At 59.7% G+C, this 21,899-nt stretch carries 18 protein-coding genes and 1 pseudogene; 13 read left to right on the forward strand and 6 right to left on the reverse strand.

Annotation, left to right across the window (positions count from 1 at the left end):
* Nucleotides 1-82: 82 nt before the first annotated feature.
* The 3 genes from N5D61_RS07555 (at nt 83) to N5D61_RS07565 (ending at nt 5,723) form a co-directional block, all read left to right on the forward strand.
* Nucleotides 83-994 carry an SDR family oxidoreductase gene (locus N5D61_RS07555; RefSeq protein WP_279891778.1) on the forward strand — a complete coding sequence of 304 codons (912 nt, stop codon included), beginning with the start codon at nt 83-85 and terminating at the stop codon, nt 992-994.
* A gap of 188 nt (nt 995-1,182) precedes the next feature.
* Nucleotides 1,183-1,707 carry a hypothetical protein gene (locus N5D61_RS07560; protein WP_279891780.1) on the forward strand — a complete coding sequence of 175 codons (525 nt, stop codon included), beginning with the start codon at nt 1,183-1,185 and terminating at the stop codon, nt 1,705-1,707.
* Nucleotides 1,708-2,285: 578 nt separating this feature from the next.
* Complete coding sequence (locus N5D61_RS07565; protein WP_279891782.1) at nt 2,286-5,723, forward strand: DUF6543 domain-containing protein; 3,438 nt, start codon at nt 2,286-2,288, stop codon at nt 5,721-5,723.
* On the opposite strand, the gene N5D61_RS07570 is transcribed toward N5D61_RS07565, so the two are convergent.
* Nucleotides 5,720-6,523: a transglutaminase family protein gene (locus N5D61_RS07570; protein WP_279891784.1), complete on the reverse strand. Its 804-nt coding sequence runs from the start codon at nt 6,521-6,523 to the stop codon at nt 5,720-5,722. The genes N5D61_RS07565 and N5D61_RS07570 overlap by 4 nt on opposite strands.
* 205 nt (nt 6,524-6,728) lie before the next feature.
* Between N5D61_RS07570 and N5D61_RS07575 the strand changes: the two genes are divergently transcribed.
* Nucleotides 6,729-7,751 (forward strand): Glu/Leu/Phe/Val dehydrogenase dimerization domain-containing protein, encoded by a 1,023-nt coding sequence (locus tag N5D61_RS07575; RefSeq protein ID WP_279891786.1) that lies wholly within the window; start codon nt 6,729-6,731, stop codon nt 7,749-7,751.
* 76 nt (nt 7,752-7,827) lie between these two features.
* On the opposite strand, the gene N5D61_RS07580 is transcribed toward N5D61_RS07575, so the two are convergent.
* On the reverse strand, nt 7,828-8,589 hold the full coding sequence (locus N5D61_RS07580) for a class II aldolase/adducin family protein (RefSeq protein WP_256600931.1): 762 nt from the start codon (nt 8,587-8,589) through the stop codon (nt 7,828-7,830).
* 118 nt (nt 8,590-8,707) lie between these two features.
* Here N5D61_RS07580 and N5D61_RS07585 point away from each other — a divergent pair, with 118 nt between their 5' ends.
* Together N5D61_RS07585 and argH are read left to right on the forward strand one after the other, a co-directional pair.
* A complete protein-coding gene (locus N5D61_RS07585) occupies nt 8,708-9,682 on the forward strand; it encodes a LysR family transcriptional regulator (protein ID WP_279891790.1) in 975 nt (324 codons plus the stop codon).
* A gap of 109 nt (nt 9,683-9,791) precedes the next feature.
* Entirely contained in the window at nt 9,792-11,219 is a 1,428-nt protein-coding gene (argH, locus tag N5D61_RS07590) for an argininosuccinate lyase (protein ID WP_279891792.1), read from the forward strand.
* An 84-nt stretch (nt 11,220-11,303) separates the two neighbouring features.
* Here the strand turns inward: argH and N5D61_RS07595 are convergent, their stop codons facing one another.
* Nucleotides 11,304-12,323 carry an alpha/beta hydrolase gene (locus tag N5D61_RS07595; RefSeq protein ID WP_279892085.1) on the reverse strand — a complete coding sequence of 340 codons (1,020 nt, stop codon included), beginning with the start codon at nt 12,321-12,323 and terminating at the stop codon, nt 11,304-11,306.
* 268 nt (nt 12,324-12,591) lie between these two features.
* Nucleotides 12,592-12,864: a YebG family protein gene (locus tag N5D61_RS07600; RefSeq protein ID WP_108239155.1), complete on the reverse strand. Its 273-nt coding sequence runs from the start codon at nt 12,862-12,864 to the stop codon at nt 12,592-12,594.
* A gap of 343 nt (nt 12,865-13,207) precedes the next feature.
* Here N5D61_RS07600 and N5D61_RS07605 point away from each other — a divergent pair, with 343 nt between their 5' ends.
* The gene (locus N5D61_RS07605) at nt 13,208-13,696 is read left to right on the forward strand and encodes a phosphate-starvation-inducible PsiE family protein (RefSeq protein WP_279891795.1); all 489 of its coding nucleotides are present in this window, start codon (nt 13,208-13,210) and stop codon (nt 13,694-13,696) included.
* Between the two features lie 179 nt (nt 13,697-13,875).
* Here N5D61_RS07605 and N5D61_RS07610 read toward each other — a convergent pair whose 3' ends face one another.
* Together N5D61_RS07610 and N5D61_RS07615 are read right to left on the reverse strand one after the other, a co-directional pair.
* Nucleotides 13,876-14,205 carry a DUF3509 domain-containing protein gene (locus tag N5D61_RS07610; RefSeq protein WP_279891797.1) on the reverse strand — a complete coding sequence of 110 codons (330 nt, stop codon included), beginning with the start codon at nt 14,203-14,205 and terminating at the stop codon, nt 13,876-13,878.
* A 517-nt stretch (nt 14,206-14,722) separates the two neighbouring features.
* The gene (locus N5D61_RS07615; protein ID WP_108236784.1) at nt 14,723-15,142 is read right to left on the reverse strand and encodes an HPF/RaiA family ribosome-associated protein; all 420 of its coding nucleotides are present in this window, start codon (nt 15,140-15,142) and stop codon (nt 14,723-14,725) included.
* A 404-nt stretch (nt 15,143-15,546) separates the two neighbouring features.
* On the opposite strand from N5D61_RS07615, the gene N5D61_RS07620 reads away from it, so the two are divergent.
* From N5D61_RS07620 to N5D61_RS07645, 6 genes and pseudogenes are all read left to right on the forward strand, one after another.
* The gene (locus tag N5D61_RS07620; protein ID WP_279891800.1) at nt 15,547-15,894 is read left to right on the forward strand and encodes a DUF3649 domain-containing protein; all 348 of its coding nucleotides are present in this window, start codon (nt 15,547-15,549) and stop codon (nt 15,892-15,894) included.
* Nucleotides 15,891-17,507 (forward strand): PepSY-associated TM helix domain-containing protein, encoded by a 1,617-nt coding sequence (locus tag N5D61_RS07625; RefSeq protein WP_279891802.1) that lies wholly within the window; start codon nt 15,891-15,893, stop codon nt 17,505-17,507. Before N5D61_RS07620 ends, N5D61_RS07625 begins: the two co-directional genes overlap by 4 nt.
* On the forward strand, nt 17,507-17,839 hold the full coding sequence (locus N5D61_RS07630) for a DUF3325 domain-containing protein (RefSeq protein WP_279891804.1): 333 nt from the start codon (nt 17,507-17,509) through the stop codon (nt 17,837-17,839). Before N5D61_RS07625 ends, N5D61_RS07630 begins: the two co-directional genes overlap by 1 nt.
* A gap of 7 nt (nt 17,840-17,846) precedes the next feature.
* Nucleotides 17,847-18,418: pseudogene (locus N5D61_RS07635) on the forward strand (sigma-70 family RNA polymerase sigma factor); the annotation flags it as partial.
* A complete protein-coding gene (locus N5D61_RS07640; protein ID WP_279891808.1) occupies nt 18,407-19,402 on the forward strand; it encodes a FecR family protein in 996 nt (331 codons plus the stop codon). The pseudogene N5D61_RS07635 and the gene N5D61_RS07640, both read left to right, overlap by 12 nt.
* 45 nt (nt 19,403-19,447) lie before the next feature.
* A complete protein-coding gene (locus N5D61_RS07645) occupies nt 19,448-21,796 on the forward strand; it encodes a TonB-dependent receptor (protein WP_279892087.1) in 2,349 nt (782 codons plus the stop codon).
* Nucleotides 21,797-21,899 lie beyond the last annotated feature (103 nt).

Consider the following 21,899-nt stretch of genomic DNA (forward strand, 5'->3'; position numbering starts at 1 on the left):
GGGTAGCTGACACTCCCGTGACTGTACAGCGGCTGTCGGCCTCGCAGGGTCGAAGCGCTTCATCATCGGGGGGGAAGGTTCAATGAGCGAATCCATACGTTATGACGCAAAGGTAGTGATCGTGACGGGGGCGGGCGGTGGCCTCGGACGCGCTCATGCCTTGTTGTTCGCCCGCCACGGTGCGCGGGTCGTGGTCAATGACCTCGGCGGGTCTGCCCATGGGGAAGGCGCCAGTGCGTCGGCGGCCGATCGCGTGGTCGCAGAAATTCGAGCATTTGGCGGCGAAGCGGTGGCCAATCACGACTCGGTCACCGAGGGCGGCAGGATCGTTCAGCACGCGCTGGATGCGTTCGGCAGAGTGGATGTGGTGGTCAACAACGCGGGCATCCTGCGCGACAAGAGTTTCGCCAAAATGGAGGACGCGGACTGGGACCTGGTTTACAAGGTGCACGTTGAAGGCGCCTATAAGGTCACCCGTGCCGCTTGGCCGTATTTGCGCGAACAAAACTATGGCCGCGTGGTTTTCACCTCATCCACTTCGGGCATCTATGGCAACTTCGGCCAGTCCAACTACGGCATGGCCAAGCTGGGGCTGTATGGCCTGACTCGCACGCTGGCACTGGAAGGGCGCAAGAACAACATTCTGGTCAACGCCATCGCCCCCACGGGTGGCACCCGAATGACTGAAGGCCTGATTCCGGCGAGTGTATTCGAGTTGCTCAAGCCTGAGCTCGTCAGTCCGCTGGTGGTGTATTTGGGCAGTGAGCAGTGCCAAGACACCTCGGGCTTGTACGAAGTGGGCGGGGGCTGGATAGGCAAAGTACGTTGGGAGCGTAGCCTGGGCGCCGGGTTCGATCCACGTGCGGGCTTCTCTCCTGAAGACGTCGCGTCGCAGTGGAGCAAGATTGACGACTTCAACGATGCCGTGCACCCAGCAGACAATGTCGAGGCCTTGAAAGAGATGATGGCCAATTTGCAGCGGTTCGCGAGGTGATCGCCTTAGCGTGCGCTTGGAATGGCCGGTTCGGGGGATTTAACAGGCCATTTTTGTAGGAAGTTTTCTGAGGCGATAGTAGGACGGCTCTCGAAACTCGAAAACGGCGTTGTTTCGATCATTTCTGCCTCAACTCTTGAGGTCCTCGCACGACATTCCTGTCGATAAATCTATCGACAGGAGGTTGTATGATCGGGAATTTGAGCAAAGTCGAAAACCGGCTGAGAACGTATTTCGCAGCCCCCGACCGGCGTTTCGACGTCAAGTCTGGACTTACACCCTCCGAAGAAGCGGTCAAGTCAAAAGTCAGACAGTTCTGGGCTGATAAAGACGTATCCGGCCTAAAAAAGCTGGAGGGGCTGAATATTGATTTGTCCGGATTCGATCCCCGAAAGACAAGCAGCAAGCAACTGAGAGAGATCGGCGCCATTTTGGCCGATCGGGGCATAATTGATGGGGATCTGGTGGGCGTGATGTCATCAATCAACGTGAAGTACGATGCCACGGGCCGAGAAATCGAGATGGACCGAGAGGTGAATGCCTATCGGTTTTTCGATGAGCAACTGACACTTCTTCAGGGTGTCATCAACGAAGGTAACGAAATTGCAAAAGGCGCAATGGTTGAGTTGAAAACCTCTATTTCAATCATCATGGCGCTGGAGGAGTATGCGAAAACGCCCCGGCAGCGATCCTTGGTGAATATCCGCGTGTAGTGACCTTTCAGGTGGTATGCCTGATTAGTCATCGAATTGTGTGCCTCCACTAAATGACCTGGGCAATTCCGTGTCGATGGCTGATGTTTAAACACAGTCAGGCTGCTCGTGATAATCGAGTCGCAGATGTCTGAAGAGTTGACAGTTTTGAAAATGAAAAAAAGCCGCTGCAGGCGCAGCGGCTAAACAAGACGTTAGATCCAGGAGCTTGAAAATCTACGTCGTAGAACCCGTTCGAGAAGTTGATGCCGGTAACAATCGCGCTTCCCCTTCGGGTTCCAGGTTCGCGGCGAGGGCAGCCGCGAGGTGAGAGAAGAGTAAGATACTCAATCTTTCCTAAACAGCCCGGTTCATGACATGCAGTTTTACCCGGATGGCAATAATGTCATCCGTCCTACCATTTAAAATGGTTTTTCCTACCGATTACGTCGTACCAGCCTTTAGCGACCAATCAATATTTACCGCCATCCAGTCGCTACAAACCTTTTTTATAGACGCTCCTTTTCATCGCCTCTCTGCGTGCCTGAACGGCTGGATGCCGCGACGGAGAAAGGTGATTCAATCTTGGAGCGTTACCTATGAACTCTGTAACTGAAAACTCATCTGCCCTCGGCACCTTTGACGGTGTGACCCGCCACTTGGCGGCGCTCGCAGAAGCGGGTGCTGAATCCGCCCATCTCTTGGACAACAGTCAGTCCTTGCACAGTCTGGCCCATACGTACCTGAAGACTCGCATAAGCCAGGAAACAGGGCTGAGCGTATCCAACCCCGATGCGCTGTTTTTCAACCGTGAGGACGCGCAAGTCGGGCGGGTTTCCCGCTCGGTCATGAATATGATGATCGACGTGTTACGGGGTGCGATTTCTCTCGAGGCGCTCGAGGACGCCGAGGTGTTTCTTCGCCATGACACGTTCGATCCCGCCCTGCGCATCGCTGTCCAAGAGCGCCGATCGGTGATCGAGATCGTGCGCGATGCCGTCGCGCAGTTGCCGGACATCTATATACGCAACCTGGACGGCTTCTGGGACCAGCCCGAGCCCATGCACGAAGGCTCGGCGCGCCAACAATTGTCGGCGCTGCATGACACGACGCTCAAAAACGACATCGCACTGCTGGGCCTTTCCCGCCAGCTGTCTGAAGAGGAGCAGCGGCGACTGTCGGAGGTTCTAGAGAGCCGGGGGCCTGTAGGCGTGTTTTCGATCGATTTGGCGGTCGACGATTCGGTGATAACGCTGCCGTCGGCCTGGGCCGTCAACGCATCGGCTGAGCAGAGTACTCAGCCGCAAGGTGAAGTGTTTCTGGTGGCGGTCGGAGGCGGCATCGCGCGTTTCGGGTCGTTAGCGGCACTGCGCGAAGAGCTCTCTCGCCGAATCAGCGACCCCGCCGACGCATTGACGCTCCTCCTGAGGTCGCGTGACCAGCAACGGCTGAGCGTCCACGGGCCTGTCGTCGCTCACCTGTGGGCCTTCACCCCTCTGAACGCTCCTTTGATAGACACGTTCACGCGTGCGGTGCAGGCCAAGCAGAGGGACGATTCGCATCACCTGCTGCAGCACAGCGATGCCGGGTCGGATACCGATTCTTTTCTGCGGGACCTCGAGCGTGTACGCGTTTGCAGCGATCTGGATGAAGCGGTGGGTCAACGCTTCGCCCGTCTGTCGAGCGACCTTTGCACGCTGGTCCAGCCTCGCTGGCGCAAATTTGCGCAGCCTGACCATCAAGTCCATCTCACGAATCTTGAACAGGAGCATTTGCGCCGTAAGCGAGATGTTGAAGCCGTGCTCACCGGCCTTGAATCCGTCGAAGGTTTCGCAGCCGCTGAGATGGTGAAGTATTGCCGTGAGCGTCTTGGGTTGACCCTCGATCCTGCCGCGATCGAGCTGACGGTCAACGACTCGATTGGTGTCGATGGAAGTGAACCGTTGAACGCGGTCTATCAGGGGACGTTGCTGCACTTTGCGGTCAACGGGCTGCCAGCCACCCGCGATGAGGTCCAGGTCGCGCCCGCTGGGCTGCACGTGGACTTTACGAGCACGTTCATCGACACCATGCTCAATGAGTTGGACATTCCACAGCGATACGCACATGCCCTACGCGATCGCTATCTGGACGAGGAAAACCTTCGCACCATGGCCCGCCATCGCGACAGCGCCCTGGCGATGAGCGCGCAGGCAGCGTTGATGCAAGGCCATCTCCTTCAGGACCGAAGCCACGAGCTGTTGATACAGATCCGCGGGGATGTCCGCAGGCCGGACGCCGATCACAGCATCGGCAGCCTGCACATCATGGGCACAGGAGCGCGTTTCAGAGACCTCATCGTGTTTAGCGAGAAGACGGCGGTCGACGAGCATTTCGTGCTCTATGCGCCCGGCGCTCCGGGGGGGCAGGATTTTTATGAGTTCGCTTCCTGGCGGCAGCTGAGCTTTCACGTAGGGGGTTGGCTGGCCAGCGAGTCCGGTCGTTCCTTCGTTCATGACCAGTTGGCGGGCCCCCTGCAACACGGTCTCAACGCTCAGCTCAATGACATCCAGCTCAAGCCCACGCTGTGGGGACCGGACACCTGCGTCTTCGAGCCTTGCCCGCATGAGAACTACGAAGCGAACCTGGCGTTGCTGGTCCTGTTGAAGGTCGTCGCGATCGTAAAAGGAGAAAAGATCGCCGTCTCACCGCTGGACGCACCAGGTTCGCTGGTCTCCAGGCAGTTGCTGGCAACGGTGGAGGCGCGAATCGGTGCACTCAATGCTGAATTTGCAAAGCTCAGTCCGGGGCTTGTCACACTGCAGGACTACGCTCACAAGCACGTCTCCGCGGAATTGAACGGTTTTCTGCGCAGCCAGGGGTATGAACGCCATGTCGATCCCGACACGCTCTACTTCGGGTTGGGGCAGCCGTACTTCGAGACGCCGGATTTCGGTGAGCACACGCCATTGCGCTCGCTGACTGAACTGGTCATGTACGGTACAGAGGACATCCTGTCTCACCGCCAAGCCATTCATCTTTACTCGTCGACGGGTCTCGATGTGTCGCAATTGCCGCGCCACCTGATTCAATTCGCCGACAAACAGGTGCGGGAAGCGGATCTCGGTGCGCGTTACATGGATTTTCTCACTGAAGGCTTTCTCGGACGCAAAGACCCGCGTTACGCCCGCCGCAAGGCGTTGATGGCCAAGCGTGTGCAGCACGAGATGATTCGCGGCGCAATGCTGCAATATTTAGAAGGCGACCTGAGCGACCCGCAATATAGCTGGCTTCGCGGCGCCATCATCGCGCTAGGCACTGATCAATCGAGCAACGTTGGTAATGGGACCACTGGTGTTTCGGCATTTCGCATGGCGGGCCAGATCGTCGAAGGCGTATACATATTCCAAGACTTTGCTCGAGGCGAGCCGGGCTACAAACTTCTTTACACCCCCGGTGCGCCGGATGGAGTGCACTTCAGGCCCTTGACCGATTATGGCGCGCTGCTGGGTTCGGTCTCGATGCAGAGCTACTTCTATGGTCGGGTGGCTTACGCTGGGCAGCGCAGGGTTGGGACCTTCATCGACAACTTCGAGCGAGGCGGCAAACACGATCCTTCGTTTTTGACCATCGTCAACCGAATGGAAGATCGCCTGCGCGATGCCGGTCAACTGTATGGCGACATGCTCGAGCGGATGATTGCGGACGTCGACGAGGAAATCGAGAGCTTGGCTGAAAAAAGGCTGTCGACGGCATGGAATGTCATCAGATGGACGGGGACCATCCTTCTATTGCCATTTCCGGTCGCCAGCTTTGCCTGGGGCACTCTGACGAGCGTTGTGACCTTGATCAAGGCCTACGACGCTTACGCCTCCGGGGACAAAGCGGCGGCATTGCCTTTGCTGATCTTCGGCGTGATAGGGATAGTGACCACGGCCGACGGAGTTCGCGCGTTCCTCCAGGGCTCCCTTACGCTGCTCAAGGGCATCGGCGTGCGCGCAGGGGTGTGGGCCTGGCGCAAACTTAAACTGGATCGGGCGTACACTATCCCTGCCTAGTGCACGGCGCGGCTTGATGGCAATTGCGCCAATCGCTGCGTCAAGCGGATTTGCTGAACCGGGTCGTCGCTCAACATCAGCGCATGCTCTAAGTCGTACCGTTCGGCCTGAGGGCATTCAAGCGTCTGGTACAGGCTGGCACGAGCGAGGTAATCGCTGGTGTTGGCCTGCCCCAGTTCCAGAACCCGATTGGCATCTTTGAGCGATGCAATGAGATCGTCGTTGATTTGGTGCAGATGGCGCAGGTTGCGTGACAACCGCTGCAGCACCGCCTGAGGAGTGGCAGTGCGCATATGCTCGGCCCTGAGTGGCATGTCGGGGCCGAACTGGCGCAGCAACAGTTCGCGACAATCCTTGGGGTACAGGCGGCGACCACCGCAGGGGTCCAGCGCATGGTCCGCACCCGGCACACGCAGGAGGAAATGCCCGGGAAAGTTCACGCCTTCCAATGGAATTTCCAGGCGACGGGCCAGCTCCAGTGCAATGATCCCCAAGCCCAATGGCTGACCTCGACGACGATCGATGATTTTGTGCAACAGCGCCACTGGCGGCTTGGGCTGGGCGACGTCGTCTTGCTGGAAGCCGAGGGTCGCCATTTGCCGTAGCAAGGGTTGAGCAAGCTCATTGGCAGGCAGCAGCGGCAGCGCCGCGCTGATGCGCCGGTGGACCTCGTCCATCGATTCATGACAATGCCGAAGGTCGGCCTGAGCATCATGTTCGACCGAAATCCACAGCGCTGCCTCAAAGGTGGCAGGCGGAGTGCGGTGCAGGCAGTCAAGGCAGCACTGGCGTGGGTTCATCGACGTCTCCCGTCGGAACAGGCGGCTGAAACGGTACGTTGGAAGTTTCGTTTTAGCGCTGGCGGCGGTGTTCGTCCAGTGGCGAATGCCGGCTGATCGTTTCTGCCCGGTATTCGTCGATTCCCTGCTGGAAGATTGCTCGTTCACCCGTCGTTTTTTTCGGCAGCGCCTATACTCGCAATACAAAAAACCGGGAGCACTGCCAATGCTCGCTCTCATGCAAAGCGCGCGCGTTCAGTCGTTGCATTTGATCGTCGATCCGCAGACCTGCCTCAAAGCCGTGATCGCGATCCACAGCAGTCAGAAAGGGCCTGCACTGGGCGGCGTGCGCTACCTTTCCTATCCAAATGAAGAGAGTGCTGTTGAAGATGCCATTCAATTGGCAAGGAATATGAGTTACAAGGCCGTCCTGGCTGGCCTGCCTTTGGGCGGAGGGACGGCTGTCATCTTGCGACCTGCGCACGTGCCCGCCCGCGCCGCGTTGTTCGAAGCGTTCGGACGCTTCATTCAGACCCTTGATGGCCGTTACATCGCCGCCATCGACAGTGGGACGTCCAGCGAAGACATGGACTGCATCGCTCAATACACCCAACACGTCACCAGCACCACTGAGTCAGGCGATCCTTCGTCTTACACGGCCATGGGCCTGTACGCCGGGATCCGCACCACCGCGATGGCGCGGCTGGGAAGCGACAACCTGGAAGGACTGCGGGTGGCGATTCAAGGGCTGGGTCACGTCGGCTGGGCACTGGCCGAGCAACTTCACGCGGCAGGGGCCGAACTGCTGGTCGCTGACCTTGATAGCGGCAAGGTGCAACTGGCAATGGAGCAGATGGGGGCCAAACCCGTCGCGAGCGAAGCCTTGCTCAGTACCCCGTGCGACATCCTCGCTCCCTGCGGACTCGGGGGCGTGCTCAACAGCCACAGCGTGACCAAGCTGCGTTGCGCCGCCGTGGCCGGAGGGGCCAACAATCAGCTGAGCTGCGCGGCCATCGCCGATCAGCTCGAAGCACGCGGCATCCTGTACGCGCCCGATTACGTGATCAATTCCGGCGGATTGATCTACGTCGCCCTGCAACATAAGGGGGAAAACTCGCACACCATCACCGCACATTTGTCCCAGATAGGAACACGGCTGACCGAAGTGTTCGCTCATGCGCAGGCGGAAAAGCGCTCACCCGCGCGGGTGGCTGACGCCTTGGCGGAGCGTCTATTGAACCTTGAGTGATGGTCTTACCCGCGCTGCTCAATGAGAGCATGCGACGTGCATCGAGTGCCCCGTCGCATTTGCGGCATCGGGTGGCTCACGAACAGTAGTCGTCCCGCTGCTGCTCGATCATTTCCAGTGCGGCCGCCCAGGCCAAGTCCACGATTTCTTCTTCCCCTTCACTTTCGAACTGACGCGCGGTGAATTCGCAGGTTTCGGGCGTCGGTGTCAGCAACGCTGTGCCCCCGGCAAGGGCTTGAACCTGTGCCTGACAGGCTCGCTCCAAGAAATAGATGTTGATGAACGCTTCGGCGGTGCTGCCCCCAGCAGCCAGCAGGCCATGGTTGCGCAGGATCATCGCCTTGTGGCGCGGCCCCAGGTCTTTGACCAGTTGTTCGCGCTCGGCGGTGCGCAGCGCAATGCCTTCGTAAGCGTGGTAAGCCACGCGATTATAGAACTTCAACGCGTGCTGGCTGATGGGCAACAATCCTTGGGCTTGTGCCGAAACGGCAATCCCGGCAGCGGTGTGGGTATGGATGACGCAGTGCAGGTCGGGTCGTGCCTGGTGGATAGCCGAATGGATGACGAATCCTGCGCGATTGACGCGATGCTCAGGATAGCATTCGTCGACCACGCGGCCTTCGCCGTCGATTTTGACAAGGGTGCTGGCTTTCATCCGCTCGAATAGGGTGCCGTAGCGGTTGATCAGAAAATGGCCGTCCGGGCCTTCCAGCCGCAACGAGATGTGGGTGTCGATCAGGTCGGTCATGCGCAGGTGCGCAATGAGTCGATAGAGCGCGGCCAGGTCGCAACGCGCGGCCCATTCCTGAGCAGACATTCCTGCGGGGCGTTCTGACATGGGGTGTCCCCTGAGTGAGTTGGCGTATTTGATGCACACGTTTTAAAGACAACCTGCCACCGGCTCAATGTGGCATTTCTTATAGTTAATATTCCGTGTGCCAATAAAGGCTGACGCCGTGACAACGCCCTCACATCCCTCGCCACCTCGAACCTCTTCGCGCCCACTGAGCGAGCGGGTCGACTGGAACCTGCTGCGCACCTTTCAAGTGGTGGCCCAAGAGCTCAGCATCAGCCGCGCCGCCGCTCGTTTGCATTTGTCACAACCGGCGGTGAGCCAGGCGCTCAAGCGCCTGGAAGAACAAATGGGGACCGCCTTGGTGGAACGCCACGGGCCTCGCTTCAGCCTGACGCGTTCGGGCATCGAGGCGCTGCGGGTCGCCACCGAACTGCAGGGGCAATTCGCGCAACTCGACGCCGCCCTCGAACAGTCCAGCGGTCAGGTGGTCGGGCGGGTTCGTCTGCTGACGGTCAGTGGAATACAGTGCCCGCCCTTCGACCGTTTTCTCGCGCAATTGCACCGTGACTATCCAGGCATTGCCCTGGAGGTCGAAGTGCAATCGAGCGACGCCATCGTCAGTGCGTTGGCACAAAAAACGGCCACTTTCGGGCTGGCCGTCCATCGCGTCGCTCAACCCTGGATGGGGCAATCCTGGCTAACGAGGGAGCGCTATGGGCTGTATTGCAGCGATCAGCACCCCTTGTTCGGGCGTAAGGACCTGAGCCTTGACGACCTGCGGCATGAACACTTGGTGAGCTTTGCCGGGGATCTGCTCGGCGGGACCCTGTCAGCGTTGGCGGAATTTCGCGGTCGGCATGCCCTGGACGGGCAGATCATCGCATCGTCTGCCAACACGCAAGAAGTGCTGCGATTGGTGCTGGCCGGGTTTGGCATCGGCTGCCTACCGGAACATCTGTGCGAAAGGGGAGTGTCGGAAGGCACGCTTTGGCGACTTCCCCCAGACGACAGCGTCTGTGAGATTGATATCCATGTGCTCTGGAACCTCGAGCAGCGCCTGACCATGGCGGAAACCGTTTTCCTGCAAGGAATGAAAGCCCTGAATGACGAACAGGTTTCCAATATCTGCAAGTAGACTTGCCATTTGAAACATTTGCCCCTCTGCTGAAGTTTCCTAGCATCCCTGTCCTGTGACCGATTCTGCGTTCGCGATTCAGCAACCACCGTGTCAAAGGAGAAGGTAAATGTCTGATGCTACCGAGCGCCTCTGGGGGGCGCGGTTCAAGTCCGGTCCTGCCCAAGCCATGGCCAACCTTTCACGCGCGCCTCATGCCTATTTCCGTCTCCTGCCCTACGATGTGGCCGGGTCGAAGGCCCATGCTAATGAATTGCATCGTGCGGGCTTGCTCGATGCCGACGAAACCCGACGCATCATCGAAGCGCTGACGGCCATCGATTCGGACTATGCGGCGGGCGTCGTGCAGCCGATTGCCGCTGATGAGGATGTACACACGTTCATCGAGCGTTTGCTGACCGAACGGCTGGGTGCTCTGGGCGGGAAGCTGCGTGCCGGGCGTTCGCGCAATGATCAGACGGCGAACGATATGCGACTCTACCTCCGGGATCAGGTCCGCCGCTTGACCCTTGCCATTCTGGAGCTGCAAACGGCACTGGTCGGACAAGCCGAGCAGCACATTCACACCATTGCACCAGGTTTCACCCACCTGCAGCAGGCCCAGCCCATTGTCTTCGCCCATCATCTGATGGCCCATGCGCAGGCCATTCATCGCGACATTCAACGGCTGCAGGATTTCGACAAGCGCTTCAGCCTGTCCCCGCTGGGCGCGGCCGCGCTGGCGGGTTCGGCGATCGCACGCGACCCGCAGCGGTCGGCTGCGGAGATGGGGTATGCCGGGCCGTGCGAGAACTCCATCGACGCTGTCGCCAGCCGTGATCATGTGGCCGAGTTCCTGTTTTGCGGCAGCATGCTGGGCATCAACATTTCCCGCATGGCGGAAGAGTTCTGCCTCTGGACCTCAAGGCAGTTTCGCTGGGTCGATCTGGACGATGGCTACGCGACCGGCAGCTCGATCATGCCGCAGAAAAAGAACCCGGATATCGCTGAGCTTGCGCGGGGCAAGTCGGGGCGCATCATTGGCTCACTCACAGGTATCCTCTCAGTCCTCAAGGCGCAGCCCCTGTCCTACAACCGCGATTTGAGCGAAGACAAACATGCGGTCATCGACACGCTGGATACGTTGAACCTGGTGCTCCCGGCGTTTGCGGGCATGGTCGCGACGATGACTGTACGCAAGGACGAATTACTGCGCCAAGCGCCGCTGGGCTTCACGCTGGCCACCGAAGTGGCGGACTGGCTCGCCTTGCGGGGCGTGCCATTCAAAGAGGCCCATGAGATCACAGGGCAATTGGTGCAGCTGTGCGAGGCCCAAGACATTGGGCTGGAGCAGCTTACTCCCGACATGCTCGCCCGCACGGATGCCCGCCTGACCCCTGAAGTGCTCGACTGCCTCACGCTCGATGCTGCATTGGCTGCGCGTAGCGGGTGGGGCGGTACCTCGCCGGAGTGCGTCGCCGAGCAAATCGCGCGTTTCAAGGGGCAGTTGCATGCGCAGGAGAAATGGGCGCTCGACTACACCGGACCGCGTGCCTGATCCGCGCCACCTCAGGCTGTTGCTGCAACGCAAAAGGCCCGCGAAGGATCACGATCACCTCGCGGGCGGGATGTGGCAGGGCGATCAGTTCAGGTGGGCTTTGAGTTCACCTGCGGCCTGACGCAGGGCGGCCTTGACCTCCGGAATGTTGGCCAGTGGGTTCAGCAAGCCGTAGTCATGGACCATCCCGTTGTAGCGTACAGCGGTGACGTCGACACCCGCGGCATCCAGTTTGCGGGCGTAGGCCTCGCCTTCGTCCCGCAGCACGTCCAGCCCGGCTGTCTGAACCAGTGCCGGCGGTAGCCCCTTCAGTTGCTCGGTGGTCGCACGCAGTGGTGAGGCATAGATCTCGGCACGCTGTTTGGCGTCAGTGGTGTAGTTGTCCCAGAACCACGTCATCATATTTTTGGTCAGGAAGTGGCCCTCGGCATAGGCTTGATAGGAGCCCGTGTCGAAGTTGGCGTCCGTCACAGGCCACAGCAGCAATTGGAAGCGAAGTTTAGGCGTGCCCTGTTCCTTGGCTTTCAACGCCACGACCGCGGCCATGTTGCCACCTACGCTGTTCCCTGCCACCGCTAGCCGCGAGCTATCGACCTTGATCTGCTTGCCATGTTCGGCGACCCACCGGGTCGCGGCATACGCCTGATTGATCGCGGTCGGGTAATGAGCTTCAGGCGAGGGGGTGTAACCGACGTAGACGGCTACGGCACCCGAGCCAACCACCAGATCACGAATCAGACGCGCGTGAGTCGGGTAGTCGCCCAAAACCCAGCCGCCACCGTGGAAGTACATGAAGACCGGCAATTCGCCCTTGGCCCCCGCCGGACGCACGATGGTGAGTTTGAGGTCCTGGCCGTCGGCTTTGATCGTTTGTTCACTGACCTCGATGCCTGACATGTCCACTTTTACCGAATTTTGAGCGCCCGTCAGCACGGCGCGAGCGTCTTTCGGGCTCAGTTGTTCCAGTGGACGACCGCCACCGGCGGCCAGTGCGTTGAGAAACGCTTGGGTCTGATGCTCGGGTACCGCGGTTTCAGCGGCGAAGGCGCTACTAGCGGACAGTGCGAGGAGGGTAGCGGCCAGGGTCTTCTTGAGCGTCTTCAGCGTGCGGTCGGTCATGTTCAGATTCCTTCGGATTCGATTCAAAGAGTTCGGATCGCCACTGTCAACGTGCTTGCTGCATCGTGGCTGGCTTGGAAGTGAATTTACGGACCGATGGATTGGCAGACAATCAGGCTAATGTGAGACTCATTGTTTCTGATTTGGGGACGGTGGGTTTTGCTCTTTCGCTCGAAGGCGTGTGTCGCGGCAGGTGACCGCGTAAGGGCATAAAAAAACCTCCCGAAGGAGGTCGTCTTTTTCAGCTGGCACATCAGCTTTCACTGTCAGTGTTGCCAGGCTCGGAAAGCTCGTTCAATGCCGTGGCGTTGTTCTTGAACGCCGCCGCAAACACTGCGCGATTCTTCGCCATGTAGATGCTCGCATCTTCCGCATGCTTCTCGGACAAGCCCGGTACGTTCTTCATCAAAACGTCGGTGAGGAGCTCTGCCAGCTCGAGCATTTGATCATGCGCATCGGCGAGTTTGCGGTCCACGAACGTAGTCTCCAAATCGCGGGTACTGCGGTAAAGGGTTTCAACAGCCATTTTGGCCTCGTCGTCATTTCCAGTGTGGTGGTGAGCCCGGCCGTGCAGCGACCCTCTGACGCGCGGCGAGGGTTGCGACCTCGCCTGAAGCGCATAAGGACCGCTGAGGCGGCGGGCCAACAGTCGGCACGTGGCGGCTACTGTTTATTTATACAGTGCGCAGCATAAGGCAATTTTGGTCGCCTGGGTAGTGGCATTTCGTATGCATTATTGATGCTCATATAAAGCCTTGCGACAACCGGTCACGTTCTCAACCGTGAGGGATGGCCCTTTTAATGCACGGCCATCAGCGCGTCATACGCGCTTGGCATCCTCCGTTTCGTGTCATCCAAGGAAGTGCATCGTGAAAATCAATTGGGCCGAGTCCCTCCGTCAGCACGTACACAGCTGCGCCGAATCGCTCGGCAATCTGTTCGTCGAAACCTTCCATTACCTGGCCTTGTTCGCCATCGGCGCGGTCACCGCATGGGCGGCGGTCATGGCGTTTCTGGGCATGCTCGAAAAAGGGCATATCACGGTGGATGACATCTTGCTGCTGTTCATCTACCTGGAACTCGGGGCGATGGTCGGAATTTATTTCAAGACCAACCACATGCCGGTTCGCTTCCTTATCTACGTGGCCATCACTGCGCTGACCCGGCTGCTGATCTCCGACGTCTCGCACCACGCGCCGCCGGACCTGGGTGTCGTGTACCTCAGTGGTGCAATTCTGCTGCTGGCCTTCGCGATCCTTGTGGTGCGCTACGCATCGTCGCAATTTCCTTCGGTGAAAGTGCCGGACCCGCACAGCAACAAGAAGGGCGCGGTGATCGAGGAAAAGGGAGAGATCTGAGGGGCTTGGCGAAGTGTTCGGCCGGTTTGGCCACATGAACCAATAACAACAGGCCTTCGGTTTAGAAACACTGCACTGCAAGCGGGGAGGGGGAGATCCGCGAAATGGGAGGCGAGGGTACTCGTCGCCTCCTTCAGCTTCGCATCATGCGGGAAAACTTCCGGCTCAGACGTTCGGTGTCAAATGCCCACATTCAACTGCGGACGATTGAAGGGCTGCTGGTTCGCCGGGGGCGGCGTCAGTTGTTTGAGGTCGCCATCGGTCATGGCGGCCAGAATCTTGATCGCACTGTGACCCTGTTCGATGGCAATGCCGAATTGAACGCTTTCGATCAGACGGCGCAAACGCTTCGGAGAGTTGCGCTGCTCGGCGCTGATCAGGCGTTTCGCAACCACGCCTGACGCGTTGGAAAGGGTCAGCATGATGGTGCCGTCTAGGCCCTGGATACTCAGATTGACCCGGTACTCTGGGTGGAATGCATCAGTGATCTGCTGAAAAGGGTTGTCCATGGCCTGATACCTGATTATCGATCTGCATAAGTTGACTGAGGGTTAGTCCCTTTAGTTCTGGACGGTGGATGGACGGTCGTCGTCCATTTGCGTCGGGTGGTCGTCAGCGGCCCCGTCGAGCCATGAAAAGCGGGGCCTGCAGAGGTGGTGGCTCGACGCTCTGATACTTGCAGGGTTCGGGCCAGTCAGCGATTTCAGCGCGCTTCAATCGCTCGTGAATCCTTTAAGCACCTGAAATGTGACTGAGTTAATCGTTTCGGATCAGTGTGCAGTGCTAGCCAACTGCCGCCTCTTCAGGGTCCGAGCACCATTAACGCGCTGGGTGCCTGCTTTGTGTGCGTGACCTGACGGGTTGGTCAGTTCTCGAGGTTAGCCAGAAGGCTGTCTAATCGGCCGATTCAGGCTCGTGAGCATCAAGCTGCCTGCCGTTTGGCTGTTGTTGAGACGTAAAAAAGGCGGGCCCGTGTGGACGGGCCCGCCTGTTCATCTTGATCGCTCTGTTATCTAGCCGAGCGACTCAGCCTTGCCGAGCCTGATCGTTTTCGAGAAATTCTTCCTGTAGCAGGGCGTCCGTTTGGTCGGTATTACGACTGTTGGCGCCACTGATGGAGTAAACGCCGCCACGCTTGCTGCGCAACTTGCCAAACAGATGATCCAGCGCGTGATCGAGCTTCAGCGCGGCGCCGTCCACGGCCTGGTCCAGCGAATCGGCCTTGTGCGTGACGGAAATGGGTTGGTGTCCTTTCGGCCGGGCTTCCATCTGGCAGCGGATGTCATGGGGGCCAGGCTTGTCGCCGTTTTCGTCGCCGATATGGACTTCGACGCGGGTGATGTCTTCATCGTAGCGTTCGAGCGTGCTTTCAACGGTGGTTCGTACCCACTCCTCCAGTCGGATGCTGCTTTCGATGTGGTTATCGCTGTTGACCTGGATTTGCATAGTTCTTCCCTTACTTTGGCTTGCTCGGGAGAGTCTCGACGAAGATGGATTTTCGTCTGCCCTCAGGCACAGTGTTGGCGCCGAACGGATAACAATTCAACCCCCAAAACAGAGAAATATTTCCTTGCAGAATTGATTTTTCAAGTCACTTAAAAAGGAGATACAGCACTTTTCGACGCCGTAAGACATGCGTTTGGATAATATCCCCTCACGTCTGCCGAGACTGTGCGAAGTAGATTGCCAATCTTTTTGCATATGAGAATATTTATCATTAATATTGCGTTCTTTTATGCTTCTGCCGTTATTCGGCCTTCGCATTGACCTTGATCGGGACCCCTTCCTCTGATGACGATTCGCTCGTACTGCCGCGAAATCTCTGACGCCGTGATGAGGGTCTTTTCCTGATGCGAGTCTCGTCGTCAAGCCCTTGCGCCCTGAAACGGCGCCCAATACCTGCCCGCACGCGCGCGGGAGTAAGCGTCGGCATCCGGTTGGCCGTTGCATCCCGTGTAGTGGCGGCGCTGATCGGCGGCTACCTGCTGGCTGCCTTGGCCAGTGTCTGCATGGCGCAGTTCCTGCCGTTGCCTCGGGCTGAAGCGGCGGTGCTGTCGATGACGTTGTCGTTTCTCGTGTACTTGCCGGCTGTGCTGTGGTGCTTCGCCTGCCGTACCGCGTGGCGCGCCTGGTATGGCCTGATAATGCTCAGCGCGATCCTCGGCACGGTATACGCCAGTGCGAGGTGGCTGCTGTGAAAGATGGGTTTCGCCAGGCAATGGCCTGGTTGCATACCTGGGTTGGGCTGGTATTCGGCTGGCTGCTGTTTGCGATCTTTCTCACTGGCACGCTTTCGTATTTCAAGAACGAAATCACCCGATGGACACAACCGGAAATCGTGCCTCATGCGGTCACGACGGTGGACAGCATTCGCCTGGCGCAGGGTTGGCTGCAGCAAAACGCTTCCGACGCCAAACGCTGGTTCATTCGGCTGCCGGACGAGCGCACCCCCGAATTGGGCGTGAGTTGGGCGAAGGCAAAGGGCGGTTTCGAGGAAAAACCGCTGGACTCGCTGACCGGTACTCCAGTCCTGGCCCGGGACAGCAAGGGAGGCGAGTTCTTCTACCGTTTCCACTTCCAGTTGCAGATGCCTCATCCGTGGGGCCGCTGGTTGGCGTCGCTGGCCGCGATGGCCATGTTCGTCGCGCTGATCAGCGGCATCATTACCCATAAGAAAATCTTCAAGGAGTTCTTCACTTTTCGCCCGCGCAAAGGGCAGCGCACTTGGCTCGATGGTCACAATGCAGTCGCGGTGCTGGTGCTGCCTTTCCACCTGATGATCACCTACAGCAGCCTGGTGATTTTCATGACCATGATCATGCCCGCCAGCATTCTCACCACCTACGGTAAAGATACGCAGGGCTTTTTCGACGACCTGTTCCCCGCATTCAAAACGGCTCCCCCAGCGCCCGAACGTGCGCCGCTGGCACCGATCGCGCCAATGCTCGCTGTCGCGGCGGACAAATGGCCGGGCAGTCGGGTCGGGCTGATAACGGTCAACAACCCCGGCAGCGCGAATGCTTCGGTGACGTTGACCCGCCATGGCGCCGATCACATTGCCAACGAACCCGGCACCGCGTTGGTGTTCGATGGGGTGAGCGGTGACTTGAAGAATCAAACCACCATGAGCTCGGCATCGCTGGTGCTGGCGGGTGGGCTTTACGGGTTGCACATGGGGCATTTCGCCGGCCCGCTCCTGCGCTGGCTGTACTTCCTGGCGGGTATCGGCGGTACCGCAATGATCGGCACCGGTTTGGTGATCTGGCTGGGCAAACGCAAGCTCAAGCACGCCAAAGCTGGCGTCATGCCTTTCGAGCTGCGGCTGGTGGAAGCATTGAATGTGTCCGGGATGGCGGGGTTGATGCTGGCGGTGGTCAGTTTTTTCTGGGCCAACCGACTGTTGCCGACCGGTTTCGCCCCGCGAAGCGATTGGGAAGTGAAAGTGTTTTTCTACGTATGGGCCGTGGCCTTGCTGCATGGCTTCGTCCGTGTGTTCCTGCGTGACGGCCGTACCGCGTGGCGAGAGCAGTTGACGCTCGGGGCATTGCTGTACTGCACGCTGCCGGTGTTGGACGTGCTAACGGCGGGCGACTATCTGCTGGCCTCGTTGAAACAGGGAGACATGACCCAGGCAGCGTTGGATGCGACTGCGGCGGCGACGGGGGTGTTTCTGGCCTGGGGAGCGTTCAGGTTCCGGCGGGACAGCAGCGCCGCATTGGAGGGTAGGTTCACCTCCCAAGACGTGAGGCGGGCCCCTGGCTTGCGTCATCAGCCGGACGGCGCCTCCGCCAACGTTCGCGAGGTCAACTGATGGTGCTGGCGACGTTGCTTTGTTACCTCGGCTTCACGGCACTGTGCTTGTCGATGAGCCGTCACTACGAGGCGCTCATCGGCGGCTCATTGTCGGTCGCGCGGAGTCGGTGGCTCAAATTAATGGGCTGGGGCACGTTGCTTGCTTCGCTCTGGGTGGCCGTTTGGGCCCTGAGCTTGGGGCAAGCGTTGGTGCAATGGTCTGCCGCGTTGATGGCCAGCGCAGTGGTGCTGGTTTTTGCGATGTCCTATTGGCCAAGGCTGGCCTTGTCGATGGCAGGAATCGGTGCGCTGCTCGCGCCGGTCGCTGCCTGCCTTCAACATTCGGCCTGAGCCCAAGATGATCGACCTCGTCCCCCCGACCTCGGCGCCTGCTGACGCCGACCCCGATGGCCCTAAAGCGGCACGGGCGCATTTTCTGCAAGTCTTCCTCTCTCAACGCTCGCAGATGGAAGCGCTGGTCAGTCGGCGCGTCGGTTGCCGGGCAACGGCGGCGGACCTGGTGCAGGACCTGTTCGTGAGGTTCTGGCGGCGACCTTTGGTTCAGGTCGAGGAACTCAACACGTACCTGCTGCGCTGCGCGGGTAATATCGCCATTGATCATTTGCGCACCGAGGGCACGCGTGCCCGTATCAATGAAGAGCTGCTGCCCGACGAGCAGGACCTGCGTACCGATGAGCCACAAGCCGCCGTCGAAGCGAGCAACGATTTGCGCCATATCGAAGCCGCGCTCCGCGAGTTGCCCGACAAGACCCGCCGTATCTTTCTGCTCAACCGCATCCACGGACGCAAATATGGCGAAATCGCCAAGGCCATGGGGCTCTCACAAAGCGCGGTGGAAAAACATATGATGCGCGCCCTGCAAGTCTGCAAGGCGAGCCTGGATCAGGACGCTCGCCGATGAAAGCGCCTCTGGATTCCGCTCTGATAGTTTCGCCCGAACAACATGCCGCTGCCTTGCAGTGGCTTGCCCTGCTTCACGAGCAGCCGAGTGCTGCGGATCAGGCGCGTTTCAGCCGCTGGTTGCGCGCCGATCCCGCTCACGCCGAGGCTTACGCGCAGGCCCAGGTGATCTGGGAGCTGAGTGAAGAGCCGGCGTCCAAGCTCGCCGCGGAGGACTCGGCAGCCTTGGACGCGTTGCTCAGCAAGATGGATGCGCCGTCCAGGCGTCTATGGCCACATTGGACCGCCGCACTGGCGATGGCCGCGTCGGTGGTGATGGCGGTCGGCATAGGCTTGGGCTGGCAGCCACAGCGCTGGATCGACGATATGGGTGCCGATTACGTTACGGGGCCGGGGCTCGTGCGCACTGTAACGCTGGCCGACGACTCACAGGTCACGCTCGACGCAGACAGCGCCATTGCGGTGGATTTCTCCAGGGGCGAGCGGCATGTGCGCTTGCGTCGAGGTGCGGCTTTCTTTCAGGTCACTCACACAGGCCAGCCTTTCGTGGTCGACGCAAAGCAGGGTGAAACACGGGTGCTGGGAACACAGTTCGAAGTGCGCCTGCAGCCCGACGGGGCGCGGGTCACGGTGCTGTCCGGGCGCGTGGGGGTGAAGGCGGGCGCCGACTTGCCGCAACAGACACTCACGGCGGGCCAGCGCGTCACCTATGACGCGATCCACACGGCGCCTCCTCAGCCTGTCGACAGCGAAAGCCAGTTGGCCTGGCGTCAAGGGTGGCTGAATTACTACCGCACACCGTTGGCGGAAGTCATTGACGACCTGGGCCGCTACTACCCAGGGCGGATCGTGGTGCTCAACGATCGGCTGGCTGCGAAGACAGTCAGTGGCAGTTTCCCGAGCAAAGACCCGGCGGCGGTGCTGGCAGCACTCAAATCGGTCGTTGGGTTCGAGCAGTACGAAGCGTTGGGGCGGGTGATTGTGATTCGTTGAGCGGATCATGCAGAGGTGTGTTTGCACGTGAAAGTCTGGCTCGGCATTTCCCTGGTCACCGTATGGAGCACTTGCGTTCAGGCGGACGAGCCTGCGTATGCGTTTTCACTGTCTGCCAAACCGCTGCCCCAGGCGCTAAGCGAATTCAGCCGTGTCACCGGGCAAAGCGTCATCTACACGCAGGACGCTCCGTATGGCGTCGAGGCTGCCGCCCTCAAAGGATCATTCACTGCCGAACAGGCATTGGGCCGATTGCTGAGTGGATCGGGGCTGCGGTTTCGTCGTGCGACCCACGATACGTTCACGCTGGAACCTGCACCGAGCGACGGCGCCATTGCCTTGGACCTGACGCAAATCGACGCGACGCGCGACCGCACAAAGACCTGGCAGCCTCCGGCCAGTGCCTCCGTCATGCGGACCTCCACCCCTTCGCTGGAAAATCCGCAGTTCGTCAGTACGGTACCTGCTCAGGTGCTGCAAGACCTGGCCCCTCGTAACCTCGACGACGCTTTGAAAAACGTCAGCGGCGTGACTCAGGGCAACACGCTGGGCAGTACCCAGGACACGCTGATCAAGCGCGGCTTTGGCGAAAACCGTGACGGTTCGATCATGCGCGACGGGATGCCGGTGGTTCAGGGCCGCAGCCTCAATGCCACGGCAGAGCGCGTGGAAGTCCTGAAAGGCCCTGCCTCGCTGCTGTATGGCATTCAAGATCCGGGCGGGGTGATCAACGTGGTCAGCAAACGGCCCGAATCGCAGCCCAGCCATGCGCTGACGGCCCGAGGCTCGAGTTACGGCTCGGGGAAAAACGGCAGCGGCGCCACGTTCGACAGCACGGGGCCGGTGGGCGATTCGGCGCTTGCGTATCGTTTGATCGTTGACCACGAGGACGAAGATTACTGGCGCAATTTCGGCGTTCATCGCGAGTCCCTGGTGGCGCCATCGCTGGCTTGGTATGGCGAGGCCACGCAAATGATCGCTCGTTATGAGCATCGTGAGTTCTTGACGCCATTCGACCGAGGGACCGCTATCGACCCCGTCACCCATCATCCGCTGGACATTCCAGCCACTCGTAGGCTGGACGAGCCGTTCAATAGCATGGAGGGGCGCTCGGACCTGTATCACTTGCAAATCGATCATCAGTTCGACGAGAACTGGAAGGGCCATCTGGGCTACAGCTACAACCGGGAAACCTACGACGCCAGCCAGGTGCGGGTCACCGCCGTGAACCCGGCCAGCGGCACCTTGAGTCGCTCGATGGATGGTACCGGGGACGCCTTGAGCACGGACCGTTTCACCACGCTGAGCCTCGATGGCAGCCTCGATATCGCGGGAATGCGCCATGATCTGCTGGTGGGACTCGATGACGAGTACCGCAAGTTCTACCGTGGTGAGTTGATTCGGCAAAGGAGCCTGAGCACCTTCAGTTACCTGGACCCGATGTATGGCCGAGAGGTCGAGGGTACGCACGTCAGCGCCCCCGACAGCAATCAGTTGGATGTTCTGCGCAGTGACGCGTTATTTCTCCAGGATTCGCTGCACCTGAACGATAAGTGGGTATTCGTCGCGGGTGCGCGCTATCAACGCTTCGATCAGCAGGCCGGCAAGGGCATTCCGTTCACCCGGAACACCGACCTGAACGGCGAAAAATGGATTCCCCGCGCGGGGCTGGTCTATCGATACGACGACGAGGTGTCGTTGTATGGCAGTTACACCGAGGCGTTCAAACCCAACGCCAGCATCGCGGCGCTGACGGGCGGCACCGTGCTCGATTCAGGCACCTTGCCCGAACAGTCCAGGGCCTGGGAGCTGGGCTCGAAATGGGATTTGCAGAGCGGGGTCAGCGGCACGCTGGCGCTGTTTGATATCAGGAAACGCAACGTACTGGTGGCCAATTTCGACGCGCCAAGCGCCAGCACGGTCTACAGCACGGCCGGCGAGGTGCGTTCACGGGGTGTCGAACTGGAGCTCAGTGGGCAGTTATCCGAGCGTTGGAGCCTGATCGGTGGCTACGCCTTCACGGATGCCTGGGTGACGAAAGACCCGACATTGGAGGGTCACCGTTTGCAGAACGTGCCCAGGCATAGCGGCTCGCTTTCGGCGGCGTACGACGCGGGTGCGGTGCTGGGCGGTGATCGACTGAGAGTCGGCGCCGGCGCCACTTACGTAGGCGATCGAGCGGGCAATCCCGCGAACGATTTCACCTTGCCGGGTTATACCATCGCCGACGCCTTCGCGACCTACGAAACGAAGCTGGACGGGCAAACGCTCACGTTTCAACTCAACGTGAAGAACCTGTTCGACCGAACGTACTACAGCTCGGCAGTAAGCCAGTATTTCGTTTCCCTCGGGGACGCGCGGCAAGTGGTTCTGGCGACCACGCTGGCCTTTTGAGAGGCTTCTGAGCGCTGCGCCTGAGCTTGCCTGTCGGGCTGTCTGACGCACCGCGTGGCCAGGTTTTTCTAGGTGCGGAGGTCGAACACCGGCACGAACCCGC

It is taken from the genome of Pseudomonas sp. GD03842 (assembly GCF_029841165.1).
Taxonomy (GTDB): Bacteria; Pseudomonadota; Gammaproteobacteria; order Pseudomonadales; family Pseudomonadaceae; genus Aquipseudomonas.

Bases quoted from the DNA above. Each gene is read 5' to 3' on its own strand.
- N5D61_RS07600 (WP_108239155.1), bottom strand. From the start codon at position 12,864: ATGGCTGTTGAAACCCTTTACCGCAGTACCCGCGATTTGGAGACTACG.
- N5D61_RS07575 (WP_279891786.1), top strand. From the start codon at position 6,729: ATGCTCGCTCTCATGCAAAGCGCGCGCGTTCAGTCGTTGCATTTGATC.
- N5D61_RS07560 (WP_279891780.1), top strand. From the start codon at position 1,183: ATGATCGGGAATTTGAGCAAAGTCGAAAACCGGCTGAGAACGTATTTC.
- N5D61_RS07620 (WP_279891800.1), top strand. From the start codon at position 15,547: ATGCGAGTCTCGTCGTCAAGCCCTTGCGCCCTGAAACGGCGCCCAATA.
- argH (WP_279891792.1), top strand. From the start codon at position 9,792: ATGTCTGATGCTACCGAGCGCCTCTGGGGGGCGCGGTTCAAGTCCGGT.
- N5D61_RS07615 (WP_108236784.1), bottom strand. From the start codon at position 15,142: ATGCAAATCCAGGTCAACAGCGATAACCACATCGAAAGCAGCATCCGA.
- N5D61_RS07640 (WP_279891808.1), top strand. From the start codon at position 18,407: ATGAAAGCGCCTCTGGATTCCGCTCTGATAGTTTCGCCCGAACAACAT.
- N5D61_RS07570 (WP_279891784.1), bottom strand. From the start codon at position 6,523: ATGAACCCACGCCAGTGCTGCCTTGACTGCCTGCACCGCACTCCGCCT.
- N5D61_RS07565 (WP_279891782.1), top strand. From the start codon at position 2,286: ATGAACTCTGTAACTGAAAACTCATCTGCCCTCGGCACCTTTGACGGT.
- N5D61_RS07555 (WP_279891778.1), top strand. From the start codon at position 83: ATGAGCGAATCCATACGTTATGACGCAAAGGTAGTGATCGTGACGGGG.
- N5D61_RS07580 (WP_256600931.1), bottom strand. From the start codon at position 8,589: ATGTCAGAACGCCCCGCAGGAATGTCTGCTCAGGAATGGGCCGCGCGT.
- N5D61_RS07610 (WP_279891797.1), bottom strand. From the start codon at position 14,205: ATGGACAACCCTTTTCAGCAGATCACTGATGCATTCCACCCAGAGTAC.
- N5D61_RS07630 (WP_279891804.1), top strand. From the start codon at position 17,507: ATGGTGCTGGCGACGTTGCTTTGTTACCTCGGCTTCACGGCACTGTGC.